The organism is Anaerobiospirillum thomasii (assembly GCF_900445255.1).
GTDB lineage: Bacteria > Pseudomonadota > Gammaproteobacteria > Enterobacterales > Succinivibrionaceae > Anaerobiospirillum_A > Anaerobiospirillum_A thomasii.
Window position 1 is genome coordinate 1,022,278 of record NZ_UAPU01000005.1, and the last position, 21,512, is coordinate 1,043,789.

The window sequence follows — 21,512 nt, forward strand, 5'->3', positions numbered from 1 at the left end:
CATCCATGTATTGAAAAGAGTTTTAATCTTATCAGCCCTCAAATCTATACCTTAATAAGCTTGATTTTTTATTTAATACAGCTCGTTAGCTTCTACCAACGCAGAACAACCCCTGCCTATTGAATGATTAGCGTAGCTAACCCGAAGGGCTTGTCATTCAATAGGCAGGGGCAACAGGTTGTGCTTAAAAACAGAGTTTCATCTTTTCTTTTAGAGCTCCCATATGTAAATAGGATTAAAAATGACATTTCACAATGAACCATTAAAAAAATTTAAAGAATGGGTATATTGAAAAATTTTTAGGGGTATTGATAAAAAGTTAAAAAGGCATTGATTAAAGAAAGTTACCTGATCTGTGTTGGTAGAAATTGACGATCAGCATTAAATAGAATATCCAAATACTCACAAAAGTATCCTGGATGTCCTATTTATTATGAAAAGAAAATAAGGCACACAAAGCTGTGGTAAAACCAAACATTGCTACAGCAGCTTGAAAATATCATTGTGATAGCCCTCTTGGGAGAGGACATAAAAGTATTATCCTGCCAGATTTTATTCTTCCATATATGGTACCCTTTACGCAGTAAAAAAGAGTGCTCTAGTAGGACTTTATCCTGCCTCATATTATCTTTTGCCATCAAAAGCACTGATGAGTACAGATAATTTCTTTACCTGTTTTAATTTGGCTCTCTGTTATTCGTCTTTATAGTATAAAAAAGGAGCCCTGCAACGGGCCCCTCATGTCAGATCTCGAATCTGCTCTTATTTAGCTGTGATATAAATTGCCTCATCATCTTTTATGCCATCAACATCTACAGTGTAAAAGCGATGCGAGTAACAGTTTTTACTCTGACTCTTAATAGTTTTGCCAGATTGCTCTACAGTAATAACGCTGCTGTCGTCCTTGACCTTGTAGCGCAGATGCTCAAGACATTGCTTTTGATGTTTTTGTACAAAAGACGGCTGCACATGATAGATACTATCGGAGGCTATTACCGGTATATACTCACAAGCTAAAGGCTCTACTCTCTTTGACAGATCATCTACAAGACACTGTCCAAGCCTTATACCCTCTAGATAGCATCTGTCTCCCATATCAGCAGGATGCAAAAGATTGCCTCCTGCATAGACATAAGGATCAGATGTCACAAAATCCTTTGAAACAAATGGACCGGTATCTGGGCCTGTAACCTTTATGTGACTATCTCTTATAAGAGCATTTTCCGATACAAAACTGCCAGAAAAAATTACACTGTCACACTCAATAGTGCTTATTGCACCAGATGCATCTTTAAGATCAACACTCTCAACCCTGCCAACTCCATTTATTGAGTGCAGCACTGTACCAGTGCGTACTGAAGTGCCAAGGGCAAGACCAAAATATTTAAGTATGCCAAAGGTCTGAATACTCTCTTTGCGCTCAATCATGGCTACAGGCTTAATTCCATAATCCTTTAAAGTCATTAGAGCTGAAAATGCCACATGCTCAGAACCAACAATAACAGGCCTTGTAAATGGCAGAGATTTATTGATGTAGGCAAACTGCTGCAGGGCACTTGTAGTAAAGACTCCAAGCGGTCTCATGCCAGAGACAAGATGCTGCGCTCTTGAACGCTCCCTCACACCTGTGCAGACCACAATCCTTTTAGCGCTGATACGCTCAAGACCCTGTCTGCTGTGAATTAAAACCACACCTTTTTCTTCAATTTTCACAGCTGTCGTATTGAGCCTGAATCTTGCGTCAGGTATAGCTCTTTTTATGGCATTAATATAGGCATCACCAGTCATAGGCCTGTATTTTGAGATAAGACCAAAGGTAATATGGTGACAGTGAAAAGGAATACCACCTATGTGATCTTCACGCTCTAAAATCACATAATTTTTAATATTATTATCCTCAAGAGCCTTGGCTACACCTATGCCACTAGGACCTGAACCAATAATAATCACATCATAGTTTTGCATATCATGCTCCTAAGACTCAAAGAAGTTATTGGTAAGCTCAGCTACTTTGCCTGAGCAGTAAAACCCCTGGCATCTGCCCATCATAGCTCTGGTGCGACGCTTGAAAGCGCCTATAGATGCAGGAGGCAGTATACCGTTTAGAGCTTCAACTATCTCTTTGCGGGTTACCCTTTCACAGTGACATACAATCTCTGTATTCAGATCAATCTCATAGCTTCTTTTGCCAAATTCACTTATAACCGGTACTACAGGAGTTTCTACCTTTTCAAGTGGTTTTAAATTCATAGCAAAATTGTCTTTTATAGTATCAAAGACATAAGAGGCAATACCTAAGGCCGCAGTAAGACCTGTAGATCTGATTCCGCCTACACAAATCCAGTTTTTCTCAGGATAAAATGCCACTCTGTACTCTTTTTGCTCTGTGGCAGGACGCAGACCTGCATAAAGCGTGGTTACAGGATGATTTTTAAGTTCTGGTATAAGCTCATTACCCTTATCTATAAGCTCTTTTAGGACATCGTACTCAACACGTGCATGTACTCTGTCCTCCTGCTCCTCGGCAGTAGGGCCGACAAGCAGATTGCCAAAGGCTGTACGTGTTATAACTATGCCCTTGGTAATTTCTGTAGGAACAGGCAGAATAATAGGCTTTGCAAGAGAAGCTGCTGTCTTGTCAAAGACAACAAACTGTCCTTTACGTGGCTTGATAACAAAAGGAGACTTATGCACCATGTTTTCAACATGATCACCAAATAAACCGGCGCAGTTGATAACCATCTTGCAATCTATAGCACCTTGAGTGGTATTAAGAGTCCAGATACTATTGTCCTTATCTTTGCTGCAGGCAGTAAGCTCGCAGTTTAAAAGACATTTACCGCCGTTGACAATGCCCTGTTTGACATAGGCATATGGTGCAGACCATGGATCAATAAGACTCTCACGTGGCACATACAAAGCACCCATAGCCTTGTCACTCAAATGCCCCTCAAGTTCTAATAGCTCTTTTTTATCTATTAATCTAACATCTGTGACACCGTTTTTATGAGCTTTTTCAAGCAGCGAAGGTAATTTGTCAAGCTGCTCTTGATTCCAGGCCACAACTACAGCACCTGACTTGTCCACAGTAAGATTCATGCTCTCGTATATATCAAGGTATTCCTGATGACCTCTTTTTACACACTCAAGTTCAAGACTGTCCGGCGGAGCATCAAAGCCTGTATGTAAAATTGCACTGTTAGCCTTGCTTGCACCACTTAAAATATAGTCTCCTTTTTCTATAAGCAGAGTTTTTGCCCCCTGCAATACAGACTTTCTGAACATGGCACAACCTACAATGCCGCCGCCTACGATCACGACGTCATATAATTCCCTATCTGCCATAGTGCCTCCAGCTTTTATAGAATAAACGCATTGTCCTATACTAAAATATACAACAAAAGTTGATAATTTTGACCGATTATTGACCGTTATTTGAATATAATCACAATTATAACACATAACTGCAGTATCAAAAACTCTAAACCAACAATAATTTACACATATTTTGCTTTAACCATCAATCAGTTAATCAACCAATCCACCAAACACCTAAAAACAAACAGTCAAATTTCACATAATTTTTTTTGTTTTTATTGACCGATTTAACAATATTTTTTAAATATTTTAACTATTATTTGACTGAAAACAAACATTCTGGCCGAGAGGATTGCCTATGACAACTTTTAACAGATATGCTGGTATTGACCAGGGAACCACCTCCTCACGAGTTCTTGTTCTAAACGAAAACGGAGATTTTGAAATTGCTCATGTATGCGATCATAAACAGATAACACCCAACAAAGGCTGGGTGGAGCATGATCCTGAAGAGTTAATTGCAAACCTTGTTGAATGTATTGAAAAAGCAGGTGATATTGATGCCATAGGAATAGACAATCAGGGTGAGACTGTAGTTGCCTGGGACAGTAAGACTGGCAAGGCCGTCTATAACGCAATTGTATGGCAGGACTCACGAACACAGGATACTATTGAAAAACTAAAAGCCGCAGGACATGAGGACTATGTCAAGAGTACCTGTGGTCTGCCTCTTGATCCATATTTTTCAGCATCCAAACTCTCCTGGATTATACAGAACGTACCTGAGGCTCAAAAGCTTCTTGATGAGGGCAGACTGATGCTTGGCACATCCGATGCCTTCTTCTTGTACAGACTCTGCGGTGTTTATGCAACAGACTATAATACAGCCTCAAGAACTTCTCTATTAAATCTAAAGACCTTAACCTGGGATGAAAAGCTCTGTGAGATTTTTAACATTCCACTTGAGGCACTGCCTCCTATCAAGGATACAGTAGGTATCTTTGGCTATTACACATCTAAAAAAGGCAATAAAATTCCAGTCACTGCCTCTATTGTTGATCAGTTTGCAGGTCTGTATGGACATGGCTGCAGAGCCCCTGGTGATGCCAAAATTACCTTTGGCACCGGAGCCTTTTTACAGTCTCTTACAGGTTATGAGCCTCCTGTATGTGATGACAGCGGTCTGCTGCCTATGCTGGCATGGAAATTCCCTGGTCAAAAACCTATTTTTGGTCTTGATGGAGGTGTCTACAATGCAGCATCGGCTATAAACTGGGTCAAAAAAATGGGTCTGTTTTCAGACTTTAAGGAAATCTCATCATACAAAGATGATCATGCCTTTAAAAAGGATGTGTACTTTATTCCCGCCCTGTCAGGTTTGGCCTGTCCTTACTGGAACAGAACTGCAGCCGCACTCTGGGCTGGTATGACTCTTGATACAACACGCGATGACATGATTAAAGCCTGTCTTGAGGGTGTAGCCTTTAGAGCCAATACTGTACTGCAGGCAATGAACAAAGTCTCAACACAGAAATTTACTTTATCTGTCGATGGCGGTATGTCTGTTAATCCATACTTTATACAGTTTTTAGCAGATCTATGTCAAAGCGATGTATCTGTACCATCCTGTCCTGAGCTTACTGCTCTTGGCAGTGCTCTGCTTGCCCGTGCAGGACTTGGCGTCAAAGGAGATATCACTCTTGGCTCTGATAAGACCATATATAAACATCGCACAGTTGAAGGTCTTGAAGAGGCCAAAGAGCATCATGCCATGCTTATAAAGAGAGCTGCAGGTCTTGTCACTACAGTAGAGAAATAAACTATAGAGGATTTGATTATGACTATACTAAATACTCTTATCATATACCTTATGGTATTTTTCATGCTCATAGGAGCATTGGACAGAATACTTGATCAGTTCGGAGGCTCAGAAAAAGTTCTTGAAAAAATCGGTCTTAAAGCTGTAGGCCGTTCCATAGCCGGTGCCGGCAAGGAATTTGAAGAAGGCTTTAATGCCATGGGTCCTGTAGCTATGGGCATGGTTGGTGTTATTGCACTTACTCCTGTACTCAAAAATATGCTTGGCCCTATCATCATACCTTTATATCAGATGTTAGGTGCTGATCCATCTATGTTTGCAACAACTTTACTTGCAAATGACATGGGTGGCTACTTCCTGGCCCGCGAGCTTGCTCAAACCGAGGCTGCAGGTCTGTACTCAGGTCTGATTTTAGGTGCCCTGTTAGGCCCTACCATTTCATTCTCCATTCCTGTAGGTATTGGCCTTATCAAGCAGGATGACAGACCATATTTTGCCATGGGTGTTCTTGCCTCACTTGTAACAATCCCTCTTGGCTGTATCGTCGGAGGTATAGTTGCCATGTATTCAGATGTAAAGACTTACAGTGGAGATCCTGTCATATTCGATTTTGCCCTGATCTTTGTCAATCTGATACCTGTAATCATATTCTCACTGCTTATCGGTCTTGGCCTTAAAATGTTCCCGAATATGATGATTAAAGGCTTTAATATCTTTGCCAAGCTGCTGCTGGTTGTTGTAACCATAGGTCTTGCCGCTGCTGTATTTGAAAGACTGACAGGCTATGTCATTATTCCTGGTATGGATCCTATTTTCATGGTACCAGGTGATGAGATTGGTGTTGATATGAGAGCCATTGAGGTTATCGGTGCCATCGCCATCCTGCTGCTTGGTGCCTATCCAATGGTATTACTGCTCACCCGCTGGTTTGAAAAGCCTCTGGTTAAATTTGCAGGTATCTTTAATATTGATCCTACAGCTGCTGTAGGTATGATTGGTGCCCTTGCCAATATTCTGCTCATGTTCCAGGCTATGGCCAAAATGAGTCCAAGAGGCAAGGTTTTAGCTGTAGCATTCTCCTGCTGCGCTGCCTGGACCTTTGGCGATCACTTAGGCTTTACTGCAGCTAACAAGCCTGACATGGTATTTGCCATGGTTGCAGCTAAACTTGTAGCAGGTATTTCTGCACTGGCTCTGGCTATGCTGTTTGTGAATAAATGGATAGCCAATATCAAGAAATAATTGGCATATAAAGCCAAGGCCATCGCTTGTAAGCAGTGATGGCCTTTTTTATAGCAACATCAAAAGTTTTTCCTACAACTTTACATATCATTATTTTGTATTTGTATTAAATTATTTATAATAATTACAACAGAGCTGATAAATATCAAATTTGATTTAAATATCAGGCACAGCGTTCTTTTTTTAGCTGTTCCTTATACTCTGCACAGATTTTTTCACAATATCTAAAAAATGAGGACAGCGTCTGCTCTAAAGCATCCTAATGAGTTTTGCGCTGCATTGACTATGAATACAAGGGCACGAAAAGAATTTATATTAAATGAACTATCAGTAAAAGGCAGAGTTTTTGTTTTAGATCTGTCTGAACAGATGAATGTTTCTATAGAAACAGCAAGACGCGACATCAAGGCCCTTAGCGATGAAAATCTGTTAAAGCGCATTCATGGCGGTGCTGTAAAAACCACCTCGGCTTTTGAGGCCTCATTTAAAGAAAGATTATCTACCAATCTAAATAAAAAGAAAGCTATAGGCCTTAAAGCAAAAGAACTTTTGCATCCTGGTCTTTCTTTGTTTATAGACTGCGGCAGTACTACACTTGCCTTTGCCAGCACCCTTAATGATATTGAAAACCTAACTGTAATTACAAACTCACCACGTATTGCCAAATCTGTGTGGGAGGCCAACAATTCCACCAAAATATATATGCTAGGCGGTGAATACCGAGGTGAGACTTTTCAGAATATAGGTGGACGCGTCATACGTCAGATTGAGGAGTTTAATACAGATATTGCCATTATTGGTGCAGGTGGTATATCTCTTACAGACGGTATTTCAGCCTCATCCATTGAAGAGGCTGAAATTGCCAAGGCTATGATCAACAATTCAGAATCAAATATAGTACTTGCAGATAAAAGCAAGCTTAACAACAAGTCGCTGTGTAAAATTGCAGGTCTTGATAAAATTGATAATATTATTATAGATAATATTTCTGAATCTCAGGTCAATGAGTTTAAAAGCAGAAATATCAATGTTATAAATATTAAAATCTAAGACTCTTCTCTTCAGGCTCTGCCCTGTTGCAGCTCTAAAATACCATCACACAGAGCCTTTTGCACCTGTGTAAAGCTCTCAGGGTCAAACTCACTGCTCTCATCTAGCTCTGAAAGAGCTGTAAACAGATCAAAGCTGTCCTTGTCATGTGCACTTATCTTGCCATTGGCGCCTGGCATATGTAAAAGACCTAAAGTCAGGCCATAGCCAAACTGGGCAAGATAGCCCAAAGTAAGTACAGGATCATCATCAAGACCTGGCAGCAATGGCTCATAATTTTTATCCTTGAGAGCTTTTTGTGCCTTTATTTCATAGGCAGTAATGTGGGCAATAATACTGCCTGGCAGCGGTGAGTCAAAATTTAAAACGCTTTTTACCAGATCAAGAATCACTTTGTCATTGGCATCAATACCCTTTGATAGAAGTGCACTGATAAAACCATGAAAGACAGCCATGCCATCATCGATTTTGTATTTTTTCAAATCATCTTCAAATTCTTTATTCAGTAAAAAAAAGTTACTCATTTTGCGTCCTGATAATTGAGCCGTGTCACAAATACGGCTATAATTATAACATCTTTGTTCACTAAAGAGAGTTCTTTGTCATGCATCCAATGCTCAACATCGCCGTACGTGCAGCACGTGCTGCCGGTAATATTATTGCAAGAAATTTAGGCAATAACAGTCAGTTTTCAGTAACAGAAAAGCAGCGTGGTGACCTTGTCACCGATATAGACAGGGAGTGTGAAAACACCATCACCTCAACCCTACTCAAGTCTTACAGAGATCACTGTGTGGTAGGCGAAGAGAGCGGTATGTCTGGCAACGCTGACTCACCTTACAAATGGATTATCGATCCTATAGACGGCACTCAGAACTTTGTTCAGGGTGTACCTCATGTAGCCGTATCTATTGCACTGCGTCACAACGACAAAGCTGTTGTAGGCGTTATCTTCAACCCATTTACCAATGAAATGTTCACAGCCTCAAAAGGCGATGGCGCCGCCCTAAATGGCAGACGCATCAGAGTTGCAGGTCGTGACAGTCTTGAAAATGCTGTGGTTGCAACAGCTATGCCTGTAAGATACCGTGAAAGAATGAAGGCCTATATGCCTGTATTTGAGCGTCTTGTAGATGCCACTGCCGATATACGCCGCAGCGGTGCTGCAAGTCTTGATCTGGCCTATGTAGCCTGCGGCCGTTTTGATGGCTATCTTGAGCAGGGCCTTAAGGTATGGGATTTTGCTGCAGGTGAGCTTTTAGTCCGCGAAGCTGGCGGTATTATCACCGACTTTGCCGGCACTCCAAATTACTCAAAGACAGGTAATGTGCTCTGTGGCAATCCAAATATTGTAAGAGGTCTGTTAAAGGTTACAGATCCACAGACCCTCGATTCTATTTTAAGATAACATATTGTCTGAAAATCCCGGCTGATGCCGGGTTTTTAGTATCTAGCTATCATCACGTCCTGGCAGCATTAAAAGCTGCTTTTCAAGCTGTGCAATAGTATCGCGTACCGAAGCTGCCTCCTCAAACTTAAGCTCTGCTGCTAGTGAGAGCATTTTCTCCTGCAGTGTATCAATCTCACGCGACAGAGTCTTTGCATCAAGAGCTTGCAGTTTGTTTTTATTAAGCTCATTCCATTTGCTCCGAGGCACAGGCACAACCCTTTTCTCCTCAGGCACCTTAAAGGACTGACTTTGCTCTAAAGCCACTTCCATAACATCTACAATCTTCTTTTGTATCTGTTTTGGCACTATATTGTGCTCTTTATTGTAATTATCCTGTATCTCGCGGCGTCTTGCTGTCTCATCCATAGTCTGCTGCATGGATGGGGTGATTTTATCGGCATAGAATATAGCCTTGCCACCTACATTACGTGCAGCACGACCCACTGTCTGAATCAGTGAGCGTGAGGAGCGTAAAAAGCCCTCCTTGTCAGCATCAAGTATAGCCACAAGTGACACCTCTGGCATATCAAGACCCTCACGCAGAAGGTTAATGCCAATAAGAGCATCAAATTCACCAAGGCGCAGGTCACGTATAATCTCCATACGCTCCACGGCATCTATATCAGAGTGCAGATATCTGACCCTGATACCGTGCTCTGTATAGTAAGTGGTAAGCTCCTCGGCCATCTTTTTAGTAAGTGTAGTGACCAAAACTCTTTCATTGCGCGCAGCTCTGTCTGTAATCTCAGACATAAGATCATCCACCTGCGAGGCCACAGGTCTTACCTCAATCTGAGGATCCAAAAGACCTGTTGGGCGAATTATCTGCTCTACAATCTGCTGCGATCTGTCCATCTCATAGTCAGCAGGAGTTGCAGATACATACAGTGTCTGCGGCTGAATGGAGACAAATTCATCAAATTTAAGCGGTCTGTTGTCAAAGGCCGATGGCAGACGAAAACCGAAGTTTACAAGGTTTTCCTTGCGCGATCTGTCACCTTTGTACATGGCCCCTATCTGCGGCACTGTCACATGTGACTCATCTATAATCAAAAGACCGTCATCTGGCAGATAGTCAAAAAGGCATGGTGGCGGCTCGCCTGCCTTTCTGCCGGTCAGATAGCGTGAGTAGTTTTCAATGCCAGAGCAGTAACCTATTTCATTGATCATCTCAATATCATAGGTAGTTCTCTCGCGCAGTCTCTGCTCTTCTAAAAGCTTCATGTTATCCATGAAAAACTTGCATCTGTCAGTAAGCTCAAGCTTTATCTGCTCTACAGCATTTAATAAAATCTCGCGCGGCGTCACATAATGTGTTTTAGGAAAGACAGTGACACGCGGCAGCTCACAGATAATCTCACCTGTAAGCGGATCAAAGCGAGATATTCTCTCAACCTCATCATCAAAAAGCTCCACTCTTATGGCAAAGCCCTCAGATTCGGCCGGATATATATCTATAACATCGCCGCGCACTCTGAAGGTGGAGCGGCAAAAGCCCACATCATTTCTTGTGTACTGCAGTGAGGAGAGCCTATCTATGATGTCACGCTGTGAGATAAACTCTCCGCGCGATAAATGTAGCATCATTTTTAAATAGGTCTCAGGCTCGCCAAGACCATAGATGGCAGAGACAGAGCAGACAATAATGGTGTCGCGCCTCTCCATCAGAGCCTTGGTGGCACTAAGGCGCATCTGATCTATATGATCATTAACCTTGGCATCCTTTTCAATAAAGGTGTCAGTGGCTGCCACATAGGCCTCAGGCTGATAGTAATCATAATAGGAGACAAAGTACTCAACTGCATTGTGCGGGAAAAACTCACGCATCTCACCATAAAGCTGTGCGGCAAGTGTCTTGTTGTGCGATAAGATCATGGTAGGACGGTTAAGCCTGGCAATGACATTGGCCATGGTAAAGGTTTTACCAGATCCTGTGACACCTAAAAGAGTCTGCTCTTTGGCACCTTTTTTGAACTTATCCACTATACTGTCAATGGCTGCAGGCTGATCTCCTGTAGGCGCAAAGGCACTTTCTAATTTAAAATCCATGTCTTAGTCTTTAAAAAACTCTATTATCTGATCTAATGCTACAGGGTAAAAATTATTGGCATCCACCCCGACATCATAGCGTCTTATACCCTTATCCCTATTGCGCAGATTATAGCCCATATTCTCATGTATATGTCCATGCACATGATAGCTGCCGTGATGAAAGGACGGCCACTCCATTAAAGGATAATGCATAAGAGCAAAGCGTATGCCGCCATCTAGCTTTAAGTATTTAAAATCAAGTATCTCTACAAAAAGTGAGGCACAGTAATTTTTGTCATGATTGCCAAGCAGTAAAATCTTGCGGCCATGCAGACGCTTTAACAGGGTATTGGCCTCCTGAGGACTTATTCTATAGCACAGATCGCCAAGCAGATAGACAGTATCTGTAGGCCTTACAACTGCATTGTAATTGGCAATAATAGTCTCATTCATCTCTTTGACATCAGCAAAAGGTCTTTGACACAAGGTAATGATATTGCTGTGTCCTAAATGCAGGTCAGATGTAAAATAAATCATGCTTGGTTTTATAAATAAATATACTAATCAATGCTATATTTTAAAAAATTTTTATAAATTTGACATGAGCAAGATTAATATATTGTTAACTTACGCAAAAAAAGGCGCACTGACCTAAAAGCTGCGCCTTCTTTAACCTTATCTGTTACTCTCTGCTAAAAGTCAGCCACGCCGTTTAGAGTGTCATATTCAAGACGGCAGATACTGTAGTTTTCAAAAAACTTGGCGCCCCAGGTCTTGTAGAAGGCCAGAGCCGACAGATTCTCCCTAGGACAGAGCCACTGCATGCGGGTGCAGCCTTTATCTAAAGTAAGTCTTGCAAGTTTGTGCATTAATGCCTTGCCAAAACCACCTCTTCGGTAATTTTTTAAAACATAAAGATCCTCAAGATATAAAACCTTGTTGGCGCTGAAGGCTGAAAAGGCAAAAAAGTAGATGGCATAACCTACAATGGCATGCACCTCATTTTCTATTAAAAGCACATGGGCCATTTTTTCTTTGAAGATATTATTTTCAATATCCTCCTGTGTGGCAGTTACATTCTCACCAAGAGCCTCTTCCCTGGCATGCTCCAGAATAAATCTATAAATGATGGCACTGTCATCTGCAGTGGCCTCACGCACATACATTAAATTTGACATACATACCCCCAAGACTTTACTGACTCCCTATTTAAAGTTTAGGAGCAAAAACCGTAAATGCAAATTTTAAAATGTATTTATTTGCACTCTAAATATTTATTTTTAATAAAAATAAAGCCCTCAAGCTACTCTTTTGTACCTGCATGGCTTTATCATCAGGGGCCAAGATTTAGCTTCAGGGCTTTTGGTTTTTTTATATTTTATTAAAAGTCCACTTTATCAGGATGCAGACCTGAGCCTCCTGAGTAGAGCATATTGTCAATAATCATCTTATCTTCACGGGTCAGTGAAAAATCAAAGACCTGGGCATTGGACCTGATGCGATCGGTATTGACTGATTTTGGCAGAGGCACAGTACCGCATTCAAGACACCAGCGTATGCAGATCTGAGCTACTGATTTGTCATATTTAGCTGCTATTTCTTTTAAAATCTCGTTTTCAAGCAGTTGGCCTGTGCCCATAGGACCCCAGGCTTCAATTAAAATATTGTGCTCTTTACAAAAACGCACTACATCCTGCTGCATAAAGCCTGGATGGAACTCAATCTGATTGACCATAGGCTTGATATCATACTCAAGCAGAGGTCTTAGATGATGCTCATGAAAGTTTGAAACACCAATGCTCTTGATCATGCCCTTTTCATAAAGCTCGCACATAGCCTGCCAGCTTTGTATATTAAGCTCATCGGCATTGTCAAAACGTGACTTTGAGGCTGGCCAGTGAATGAGGTACAGATCTATATAATCAAGACCTAAATCGCCAAGGCTCTTGCGAAAAGCCTCCTTGGTGCTCTTATAGCCTCTGTGTGAATTCCACAGCTTGGTAGTGACAAAGATTTCCTCTCTGGCAATGCCTGACTCTTTTATAGCCTTGCCCACACTTGACTCATTGCCATAGATGGCTGCTGTATCAATATGTCTGTAGCCTGCATCAAGAGCAGCTCTTACGGCATGTACTGCAGTGGGGCCATCTGGAGTCTGCCAGGTGCCAAAGCCTACGCATGGAATGGTCTGACCACTTGTCAGGGTAAAGGTATCGGTCAACTTCTGCATATTTTTCTATCTCCATATGCTAATCTGATCTGTATAAAGACAGCATTTTTTATAGTTCTAATTATGTCTTTCAAGCCTTGTTTAGCACTTATTTTGCCATAGAAAAATGCAAAAACACACAGCATTGCACGCTATTGCTCGTTTTTGAAACACAGCGCATCTATATAGACAAAATGTTGAACAAATAAAATACAAAAGACACCTAAAATGTCTAAAAAGAGGCTTTTTAACGCTATATGGTGTGATCTTTATCATGAGCATATGTATGTAAAAATAAGACATGAAAGCTGCGCCCTTTTAGCGATTGTAAAAGCAAAACAGTATCTTAATGTATAAGATGTCAGTTATCTATGTTCAGGCTCAGAAGGTCATTTAGCTGCTATGGTTAAAAAGAAATTCAAAAAAGATGTTGACTTTAAAAAAATTAACTATATAATGGTCAGCACTTTAGCAATAAAGATACTCTAGTGTTCCTCCTTAGTTCAGTCGGTAGAACGGCGGACTGTTAATCCGTATGTCGCTGGTTCAAGTCCAGTAGGAGGAGCCAGAGTAAAAGTTAAAAATTTCAAATCAGCCTCAGGCTGATTTTTTCGTTTCTGGACCCCCTTTTTTTAACGCACTGCCTTTTTTACCTTATAATAAGTTAATTACACTACAGACAACATGGTATTTAACGGATTATATATGGTACATAATAAAAAGCTTATTGCCTCTATGCTTGATAAGCTCGCGCAGTTAACCGATCCCTGCGGCAAATTCTCAGCTCTGGCCTTTTATCCTGCAGACAGGGAAAAACCTGAAGATCTTAGAGCCATGATCGCTAATCCTCTATTCTTGATAGACTCTAAGGCTCATGATGATCTCTTTGATACTGCGCTGTTAGATTTTAGAGTACACTCCATATATCCCTACTCTACTTTTACCTTAAGTGCACTAGATGCTAAACCTGTCCCCCTGCAGCAGGTACAAAAATTAAATCAGGACTTTAAACAACGAGATTTTAGCTGCATCAGTTTTCTTACAGTTGAGAAAAAGGATGTAAAGCATTTTGCAAATTATATAGCTGAGGCTGACGCGATTATTGAGCTTTATGACAACAGATACAGCAATACTCAAAACTTCAGATATCTTTTAGATAAGACTCATGCTGAGAGCTGTAATGTTATCTGTGTTGATATGCTTGACTCTTTGTGCAAAAGCTCATGGGGCGGTTATGCTTCCTTTAGCCATCTTGAATATGATGTTAAAGGTTTTACAGCAGAGTCTTTTGACATACTTGGGCAGATTAAAGACTATCTTGAGAGTAAGGCTATTATAGATTTATATATTATCCTGCATGTAAGATCAGATCTTATAGGTATCATACAAAAGAAACTTGGCCTTAAGGCACTTAAGGCCTTTGATAAATATAATGTTGTTGTAGATTTTATCTATGATGCAGATGAGTGTGATCTTGAGTCTATAGATGTGCTCTACAGCTGCAAATCCTTGTAAAGGCCTCTTATAAGACTCATGCTCCCATATACAGATAATAAATGAATAAGGGATAAAACGCAGTGGACAACTGTTGATAAAAGTTAGTACAGCACAGATTCAACTTATGACCATCTGTGCTGTCAGACTTTGCTCTGTGTGCTTTAACATATTCATAGATAAAACAAGATTTTGTAAAAGCCTATAGAAAAACTAGAATATCTTAGTTAGGAACAATAGGAAGCAGCGTGTTACATGTCTTATTTAATTATTCTCTCTTGCATAGCTGAGGTTATGTGCAGACTGTATGTTGAAAATATGTAAAAAATATTTAAATTTTTTGTTGACAGAGTGATATCAACTAATTATAATGCATCTCGTTCAAGCGATGCTTGAAAAACAAACTCTAGTGTTCCTCCTTAGTTCAGTCGGTAGAACGGCGGACTGTTAATCCGTATGTCGCTGGTTCAAGTCCAGTAGGAGGAGCCAGAGTTAAAATTTAAAAATTTTCAAATCAGCTTCAGGCTGTTTTTTTTATTTGCGCGTCATAAAAAAATAAGGCCCGTCATCAGGCCTTTATTCTTTACTCTTCAAACCACTGCTCATATTTTCTTTTAATACTGATATGTGTCTGCAACACTTCATTATGATGCTCACGCAGCAGTTCTTTTACCCTTTCATAGTCATAATCTTCTATGGCCTGAAAAATGGTTTTATGATGCTCTATAAGACTTTCTACAGGCGATTCATTGCCAAGAGAGAGATATCTTATTCTATCAAGATGACCTTTTACTGACTGAATTAAAGGCCATGTCATCTCGCAGTCAGAAAAGGAGCAGATAATTTCATGAAATTTATCATCAAGGGGCAAAAAGGTCTGAGCCAGATTATCCCTGTCTATCTTTTTTTCCTGATCGCGTATGTTGTTTTTAAGTTTTTTAATAACGCTTGCAAATTTATCTACGCTTAAATTCTTTATATTGTCTATAGATGAACACTCAAGAGATGAGCGCACAAAGACTACCTGACGCAGATTTTTAATGGATATTTTTTTAACTACAGTGCCCTTTTGCGGATAAACGCTGATAAGTCCGTCATGCTCAAGATTGTTAAGTGCCACACGCACAGGCTGACGTGACACACTAAAATGGGCTGACAGGGCATTTTCTGAAAAGGAAGAGCCTGGAGTGATTTTAGTTGAAATAATCAGAGAACGTAGAAAACTATATATCTGATCAGATATGGCAGTTTTTGTGTTTAATTTTAGTTTTGGTATTTCTGTCATATTGATCCTCATTATGCAGATGGTGCGCCATAAGGCGCACCATTATTATTTAAAAGTGAATCTGAACCTTCATGGTCTCAGGAGACAGAGCGGCCTGCATGGCCTCATTGATCTGCTCGGCTGGATATGAAGCGCTCAGCAGTGGAAGTGGGTCGATAAGACCACGCTCAAGAGCTGATACGCAAGGACCAAACTCCTCGTAGAATCTGAATACTGATACCCACTTAAGTCCCTTGGTCATAAATGGACCTAAATCCTGTGGCTGATGACCTGTGCCAAACATGCCAACCTGTGAGAATACACCCTCAGGACGGGTCATCTTCATGGCCTGTGTTGCTGCAAAGCCATTACCTGTTGCCTCGATACAGCAGTCAAAGTGACCCTTGTTCTGGCACCACTTTTCAATCTGCTCTGGGTTTTCCTTTGAATTGCATACTTCATCGGCACCCATCTGCAGAGCAATCTCAAGTGGCTTGCTTCTGATATCAACAACAGTTACTCTGTCAGCGCCTAAGGTCTTGGCAGCAGCTGCACACAGACAGCCAATTGGACCTGCGCCCATAACTAAAACATTCTTGCCGACAACATCACCAAGGCTGTGTACGCCATTGTAGGCAATACCTAAAGGCTCGGCAAAGGCAGCAACCTCTGGCTTCATGTTTTTAACAACACGGCACTGAGCTTTGTGCACTACAACCTTCTCAGCAAAAAGACCCTGAGTATGAGGCAGTGTGGCAGCAGAGCCTAAGTGACGCATATTCATGCAGTAGGTGTACATGCCAATCTTGCAGTACTCACAGTCAAAGCATGGACGGGCAGGACGCAGAATTACCATGTCGCCTACTTTAAGATTGTCAACATTCTCGCCTACTGACTCTACAATACCGCAGCCCTCGTGACCTAAAACTATAGGCTCACGTACCACGATGGCAGAGCCGATACCGCCTTCGGCAAAGTAGTGCTGATCTGAACCGCAGATACCGCCGGCTAGAATCTTGACCTTGACCTCATCAGCGCACTTGATTTGTGGCTCAGCAACATCCTCAAAATGAAGATCACCCTTTTTGTGTAATACACATGCCTTCATATAAACCTCTTTTGCTAATATATAGTTCTAATGCAAATTTTAAGTTAAACTGTAGCTAGGATCCTAAGCCAAAACCATCAAATTTTATTTGAGTTATTTCACACTTTTGTCACAAATTATTAATTTTGAGCATAGACATTAATTGCTGTTTATTTTTTTAATGCCAACTTTTTTTAAATTTGTTTTTATATTCAAAGCTCCTTACATACAAGATTTTACACTATATCCCTACTCATCCTTATCATCTGACAGAGCTGTCTTTAAAATAAACTTAAATTTAAGCTGTATTTTAAGATAAGCTTTAACCTGCACACTTACATTCTAGGATCCTAGAATAGGGATAAACCATTGTTTTTATAAAAAATTTATCCTACCTATTTATAATAATAAAGATGCCTGCCTACAGATATACAACCTTTTTTAAATATTTGTCATTTAAAAAAGCAGATTGTATCTTCAGGGTTTATTGTCTTTGCTCTTTAATACATTGTCATTTATCTGCAGGCCATGTCAGCTGCAATATCTGAGGCACACTTTAAAGTATGAGTGACAATATCAGGTATTACATCATCAGTATATTTATTGACCATGCCTACAATAGAGATGGCACCTATTAATTTATTGTTATAAAACACGGGAGCTGCCACACAGCGTATACTCTCCTCACCCTCTGAATTGTCAAAGGCCCAGCCTTTAAGACGTATGGTCTCAAGCTCTGATCTTAACTCATCAGCAGAGCCAATTGAGGTTTCAGTAGCCTTGGTGTAATCAAGATTAGCTATGATTTTCTCGCGCACTCTTTCATCCTGAAAGGCAAGAAGACATTTGCCAAGACCTGCATGTACCAAAGAGATCTCAAGACCCTCATGGGATTTTATCGACATACCATAGCGGCTGCTCTCAAGTTTTATGGCATAAAAACCCTTAAGGCCATCCATAATGCCATAGTGCACAGCAAGACAGTCTACACTGTCTAAAAGTGTATGCAGATGCGGCGTTATAAGATCACGCAAGTCAAGTTTGCGCCTGGCTGCATCTCCAAGCTCAATTAAACTCATCCACAGCTGAATCTGTCCTTTGCCATCTATGCGAATGAGCCCAAGATTTTTCATCTCATCTAAAAGTACGTAAATAGAGCTGCGCGGTACATCTAAATTGCTGACAATATCTGCAGCCACACAGTTATTGTGCTCTTTTAAAAAGCGCAGAATATCCATGCAGCGATTCAAGGCCGGCACACGTGATCGGATCTGCCCCTTGTGCTCTTTTTCTTCTTTTAACATCTATTTTTCCGTTGTTATATATCAAAATGACATATAAGCCTTATTTCAAAACAGTTATATAAATTCATACTTTTAGGTAAATACTCTTTGCATATAGCTCTTTATGGTAACAGATAAACGTCCATAATTGATCAAAATCACCATTTTTTAAAATTTGTCTATTATATTGGACGTTATTATATTTTTATAGATTTGTGATCTTGCTTACTATTTTTTTCAATACATAAGAGTATCATGCAATCATAAAATATTATATACAAGACGCCAGTCTATTATATTAGATTTAATCTAGCGTAGTCAGTCTTATTTTTAAGGTTGATACTAGGTTTAGATTTTCAAATTTTGATAATCTATTGGAGATTAAAGATGAAAAAAAATGCAATGCTCATGTCTGTTTTACTGGCCTCCTCTATCTTTGCAGCAAGCAGTGCTCTTGCAGCTCCTATAGTTTTAAAGGTAGGTCATGATTCTCCTGAAACTGTACCTGTTGCCAAGGGCCTGGCCTATTTTTCTGATCTTGTAAAAGAAAGAACCAAGGGCGAGGTAGAGATTCAGGTTTTCAATAACGGCACTGTTGGTTCTGCAAGTGACTACGCTGTAAACTGTCAGCTTGGCACTTTAGATATAGGTGCTGTAAATCAGTCTGTTATGACTTCTTTCTTCTCTGATATTGAGGCAATTGATATTCCATACCTCATTACCTCCTATGAGCAGGCTGACAAGCTTTTTGCCAATGACGGCCCTCTTACCAAATACTATACAGATGAAATCAACAATGCAGGTATCAACCTTGTAAACCTTGATATATGGGAAGTAGGCTTCCGCGAGTTCTCAAACTCTGTCAAGGCTATCAACACTGCTGATGATATTGCCGGTATCCGCCTGCGCGTGCTTGACTCAAAAGTTCATCAGGGCTTCTGGAAAGCTTTAGGTGCCGATCCTGTGCCAATGAGCTGGGGTGAGGCTTATACAGCTCTGCAGCAGAAAGCTATTGATGGCGTTGAGAACGCTATTTCTGTATTAGAAGGCAACAACATCAATGAAGTTAACTCTCACCTTGCTCTTACAGATCACAACTACAGCGCCATCTTCATTATTATGAGTGCCCAGAGCATGGCCAAGTTAAGCCCAGAGCAGCAGGAAATTGTAAAGACTGCAGCTAAAGAGGCAGGTGTCTTCCAGCGTGAAGAGCAGCGTCGTCAGGCCAAGGCCGCCATTGACAAGCTGACCTCAAAGGGCATGGCTCTTACCACTCCAGACAAGGCTTCTATTGAAACCAAGGTAGCCTCATTCCTAGATGAGCAGAAGGCAAAATATCCTGAGATTATCAAGATTGTCGATGCCAACAAATAATAACTGTCCAAAACTGGAGGCCCAAGTGGCCTCCTTTTAGGAGGTAGGAAAGTGTTTTCAAAAATTGAATATCTTTTTAGTAAGATCCAGACTCTGTTACTATGGACCATTTCGGTGGCTCTTCTTGCCATGATGTGCATTATCTTTGCACAGGTATTTACCCGCTACGTTATTTTTTACTCACTGCCATGGTCAGAAGAACTTTCTCGCTATCTTTTCGTTTTTATCATCATTATAGGTATTAACATTGCTGTCTCCAAAGATAAGCTCATTAAGATTGATGCTATTCAGACAGTTGTAAAATCCATACGCGGCAGAGCTGCAGTTGCCTTTCTGCATGCAGTTATAGGTATGGTGGCAAGTATTCTGATTGCCTCTTATGCAACAGATCTCTTTCCTGTAGGTCATGTACAAAAATCTCCTGCCATGCGCATACCAATGATCATTATGTACAGCATTGTATTTTCAGGTTATGTACTATCCACCATTGCTCTTTTCTTTAAAGCCTGCGAGCAGATACGCATCATGACTGATCCTGCCACCAAGGGCAAAATGATCAGTAAGGAAGAAGAGCTTCAAGAGGTTATGAATAAGGAGTAAATCATGGATCTGGGAATGTTTGCACTGTTTGCAACACTGTTTGTTGCTTTAGTTATCGGTGTACCGATTATATGGAGTCTGGCACTTTCATGTGTAGTCTCTATTGCTTTAAACCCATCACTGTCATTTGTCGTTATCGCCCAGAGAATGTTTGCAGGTGCAGACTCATTTTCTCTGCTGGCTGTTCCTGCCTTTATGCTTGCAGGCGATATTATGAGTAACGGCGGCCTGTCCAAGCGTCTTATTGACTTTGCCGATGCTCTTATAGGCTGGATTGCAGGCGGTGTATCTATTGTAGCAATTTCTGCCTGTGCCTTCTTTGCTGCAATTTCAGGATCTTCAATGGCAACTACAGCCTCAATTGGATCTGTTATGTATCCTGAAATGGTTAAAAGAGGCTATCCAAAGGATTATTCTGCTGCCATTCAAGCCATTGGCGGAACCTTAGGCGTGGTTATTCCACCATCAATTGTTTTTGTTATCTACGGTACCATTACCGGAGTTTCAATCTCATCACTGCTTATGGCTGGTATTATTCCAGGTATCTTCTGCGGACTGGCTCTTGCCTTCTACTGCTATGTTATAGCCAAGAAGAACAATTTTCCAAAAGGCAGCGACTTTAAGGTACCTAATGTTATAACCTCATTAAAAAGAGCTTTCTGGGCTCTTATGATGCCTGTTATTATCTTGGGCGGCATCTATGCCAGTATCTTTACCCCAACTGAGGCTGCCGTGGTGTCAGTATTCTATGGTATCTTTGTTTGTATGTTCATCTACAAGGACATCAACCTAAAAGATCTGTGGAGAATTTCTCAGAACACTGCCATCATTACCTCAAATCTTATGGCACTTGTAGCAACAGCATCTGTATTTGCCTATCTTGTGACCATCTATAACATACCAGTCAAGATAACAGAGTTTTTCATGGGCTTTTGTGATACATGGATTCTCTTTATGATCATTATCAATGTAATTATGATTGTGGCAGGCATGTTCCTCGATAACGGCTCAATTATCCTGATTTTAGGCCCTATCCTGGCACCTCTTGCTGTAACTTATGGTATTGATCCTGTGCAATTTGGTCTTGTGGTGGTCTTTGTGCTCTCCATGGGACAGTGTACACCTCCTTTTGGTACCTGTATGTTCATAGCCAGCGGTATTTCAGGCAGACCTGTGCTTGGTGTGTCAAAAGCCCTGCTAGGATTTATAATGGTAGAAATTGTATGTGCTCTGCTCTATAGTTTTGTACCTGGCTTCTCTTTATTAATCCCTAACCTCTTAGGTATGTAAT

Annotated in this window: 18 protein-coding genes and 2 tRNA genes; 10 read left to right on the forward strand and 10 right to left on the reverse strand. The window is 40.8% G+C overall.

The features are described from left to right. Positions 1-762: 762 nt before the first annotated feature. Both DRZ93_RS04575 and DRZ93_RS04580 read right to left on the reverse strand, forming a co-directional pair. The gene (locus tag DRZ93_RS04575; protein WP_113745962.1) at positions 763-1,965 is read right to left on the reverse strand and encodes an NAD(P)/FAD-dependent oxidoreductase; all 1,203 of its coding nucleotides are present in this window, start codon (positions 1,963-1,965) and stop codon (positions 763-765) included. Between the two features lie 9 nt (positions 1,966-1,974). After that, positions 1,975-3,345: an NAD(P)/FAD-dependent oxidoreductase gene (locus DRZ93_RS04580; RefSeq protein ID WP_113744963.1), complete on the reverse strand. Its 1,371-nt coding sequence runs from the start codon at positions 3,343-3,345 to the stop codon at positions 1,975-1,977. A gap of 331 nt (positions 3,346-3,676) precedes the next feature. Between DRZ93_RS04580 and DRZ93_RS04585 the strand changes: the two genes are divergently transcribed. The 3 genes from DRZ93_RS04585 (at position 3,677) to DRZ93_RS04595 (ending at position 7,429) form a co-directional block, all read left to right on the forward strand. After that, positions 3,677-5,137: an FGGY-family carbohydrate kinase gene (locus tag DRZ93_RS04585; RefSeq protein ID WP_113744964.1), complete on the forward strand. Its 1,461-nt coding sequence runs from the start codon at positions 3,677-3,679 to the stop codon at positions 5,135-5,137. Positions 5,138-5,155: 18 nt separating this feature from the next. After that, the gene (locus DRZ93_RS04590; protein ID WP_113744965.1) at positions 5,156-6,379 is read left to right on the forward strand and encodes an ethanolamine utilization protein EutH; all 1,224 of its coding nucleotides are present in this window, start codon (positions 5,156-5,158) and stop codon (positions 6,377-6,379) included. A 285-nt stretch (positions 6,380-6,664) separates the two neighbouring features. After that, positions 6,665-7,429, forward strand: coding sequence for a DeoR/GlpR family DNA-binding transcription regulator (locus DRZ93_RS04595; protein ID WP_172458047.1), 765 nt, complete (start codon positions 6,665-6,667; stop codon positions 7,427-7,429). Positions 7,430-7,440: 11 nt separating this feature from the next. Here DRZ93_RS04595 and DRZ93_RS04600 read toward each other — a convergent pair whose 3' ends face one another. Further along, positions 7,441-7,953 carry a hypothetical protein gene (locus DRZ93_RS04600; RefSeq protein WP_113744967.1) on the reverse strand — a complete coding sequence of 171 codons (513 nt, stop codon included), beginning with the start codon at positions 7,951-7,953 and terminating at the stop codon, positions 7,441-7,443. Positions 7,954-8,033: 80 nt separating this feature from the next. Here DRZ93_RS04600 and DRZ93_RS04605 point away from each other — a divergent pair, with 80 nt between their 5' ends. After that, positions 8,034-8,837: an inositol monophosphatase family protein gene (locus DRZ93_RS04605; RefSeq protein WP_113744968.1), complete on the forward strand. Its 804-nt coding sequence runs from the start codon at positions 8,034-8,036 to the stop codon at positions 8,835-8,837. 42 nt (positions 8,838-8,879) lie between these two features. Here the strand turns inward: DRZ93_RS04605 and uvrB are convergent, their stop codons facing one another. From uvrB to DRZ93_RS04625, 4 genes are all read right to left on the reverse strand, one after another. Then, positions 8,880-10,928: an excinuclease ABC subunit UvrB gene (gene uvrB, locus DRZ93_RS04610; protein WP_113745963.1), complete on the reverse strand. Its 2,049-nt coding sequence runs from the start codon at positions 10,926-10,928 to the stop codon at positions 8,880-8,882. A gap of 3 nt (positions 10,929-10,931) precedes the next feature. After that, a complete protein-coding gene (locus DRZ93_RS04615) occupies positions 10,932-11,447 on the reverse strand; it encodes a metallophosphoesterase (RefSeq protein WP_113745964.1) in 516 nt (171 codons plus the stop codon). A 155-nt stretch (positions 11,448-11,602) separates the two neighbouring features. After that, positions 11,603-12,088 carry a GNAT family N-acetyltransferase gene (locus DRZ93_RS04620; RefSeq protein ID WP_113744971.1) on the reverse strand — a complete coding sequence of 162 codons (486 nt, stop codon included), beginning with the start codon at positions 12,086-12,088 and terminating at the stop codon, positions 11,603-11,605. Between the two features lie 203 nt (positions 12,089-12,291). Further along, positions 12,292-13,140 carry an aldo/keto reductase gene (locus DRZ93_RS04625; protein ID WP_113744972.1) on the reverse strand — a complete coding sequence of 283 codons (849 nt, stop codon included), beginning with the start codon at positions 13,138-13,140 and terminating at the stop codon, positions 12,292-12,294. Positions 13,141-13,611: 471 nt separating this feature from the next. On the opposite strand from DRZ93_RS04625, the gene DRZ93_RS04630 reads away from it, so the two are divergent. From DRZ93_RS04630 to DRZ93_RS04640, 3 genes are all read left to right on the forward strand, one after another. After that, a tRNA-Asn gene (locus DRZ93_RS04630) sits at positions 13,612-13,687 on the forward strand. A gap of 137 nt (positions 13,688-13,824) precedes the next feature. After that, positions 13,825-14,634 carry a hypothetical protein gene (locus tag DRZ93_RS04635; RefSeq protein ID WP_113744973.1) on the forward strand — a complete coding sequence of 270 codons (810 nt, stop codon included), beginning with the start codon at positions 13,825-13,827 and terminating at the stop codon, positions 14,632-14,634. A gap of 392 nt (positions 14,635-15,026) precedes the next feature. Beyond that, positions 15,027-15,102: transfer RNA gene (locus DRZ93_RS04640), tRNA-Asn, on the forward strand. Positions 15,103-15,196: 94 nt separating this feature from the next. On the opposite strand, the gene DRZ93_RS04645 is transcribed toward DRZ93_RS04640, so the two are convergent. The 3 genes from DRZ93_RS04645 to DRZ93_RS04655 all read right to left on the reverse strand — a co-directional run bounded on the left by DRZ93_RS04645 (position 15,197) and on the right by DRZ93_RS04655 (position 18,268). Further along, positions 15,197-15,898 (reverse strand): GntR family transcriptional regulator, encoded by a 702-nt coding sequence (locus DRZ93_RS04645; protein WP_172458049.1) that lies wholly within the window; start codon positions 15,896-15,898, stop codon positions 15,197-15,199. Positions 15,899-15,947: 49 nt separating this feature from the next. Beyond that, a complete protein-coding gene (locus DRZ93_RS04650) occupies positions 15,948-16,985 on the reverse strand; it encodes an L-idonate 5-dehydrogenase (RefSeq protein WP_113744975.1) in 1,038 nt (345 codons plus the stop codon). Between the two features lie 494 nt (positions 16,986-17,479). Next, positions 17,480-18,268, reverse strand: a complete 789-nt coding sequence (locus DRZ93_RS04655; protein ID WP_113744976.1) for an IclR family transcriptional regulator — start codon at positions 18,266-18,268, stop codon at positions 17,480-17,482. A gap of 366 nt (positions 18,269-18,634) precedes the next feature. Between DRZ93_RS04655 and DRZ93_RS04660 the strand changes: the two genes are divergently transcribed. Genes DRZ93_RS04660 through DRZ93_RS04670 form a run of 3 tightly spaced genes read left to right on the forward strand, consistent with a single transcriptional unit; the run spans position 18,635 to position 21,511 of the window. Continuing rightward, positions 18,635-19,621, forward strand: coding sequence for a TRAP transporter substrate-binding protein (locus tag DRZ93_RS04660; protein WP_113744977.1), 987 nt, complete (start codon positions 18,635-18,637; stop codon positions 19,619-19,621). Between the two features lie 51 nt (positions 19,622-19,672). Beyond that, complete coding sequence (locus DRZ93_RS04665) at positions 19,673-20,221, forward strand: TRAP transporter small permease (RefSeq protein ID WP_113744978.1); 549 nt, start codon at positions 19,673-19,675, stop codon at positions 20,219-20,221. A gap of 3 nt (positions 20,222-20,224) precedes the next feature. Continuing rightward, entirely contained in the window at positions 20,225-21,511 is a 1,287-nt protein-coding gene (locus tag DRZ93_RS04670; protein WP_113745965.1) for a TRAP transporter large permease, read from the forward strand. Position 21,512 lies beyond the last annotated feature (1 nt).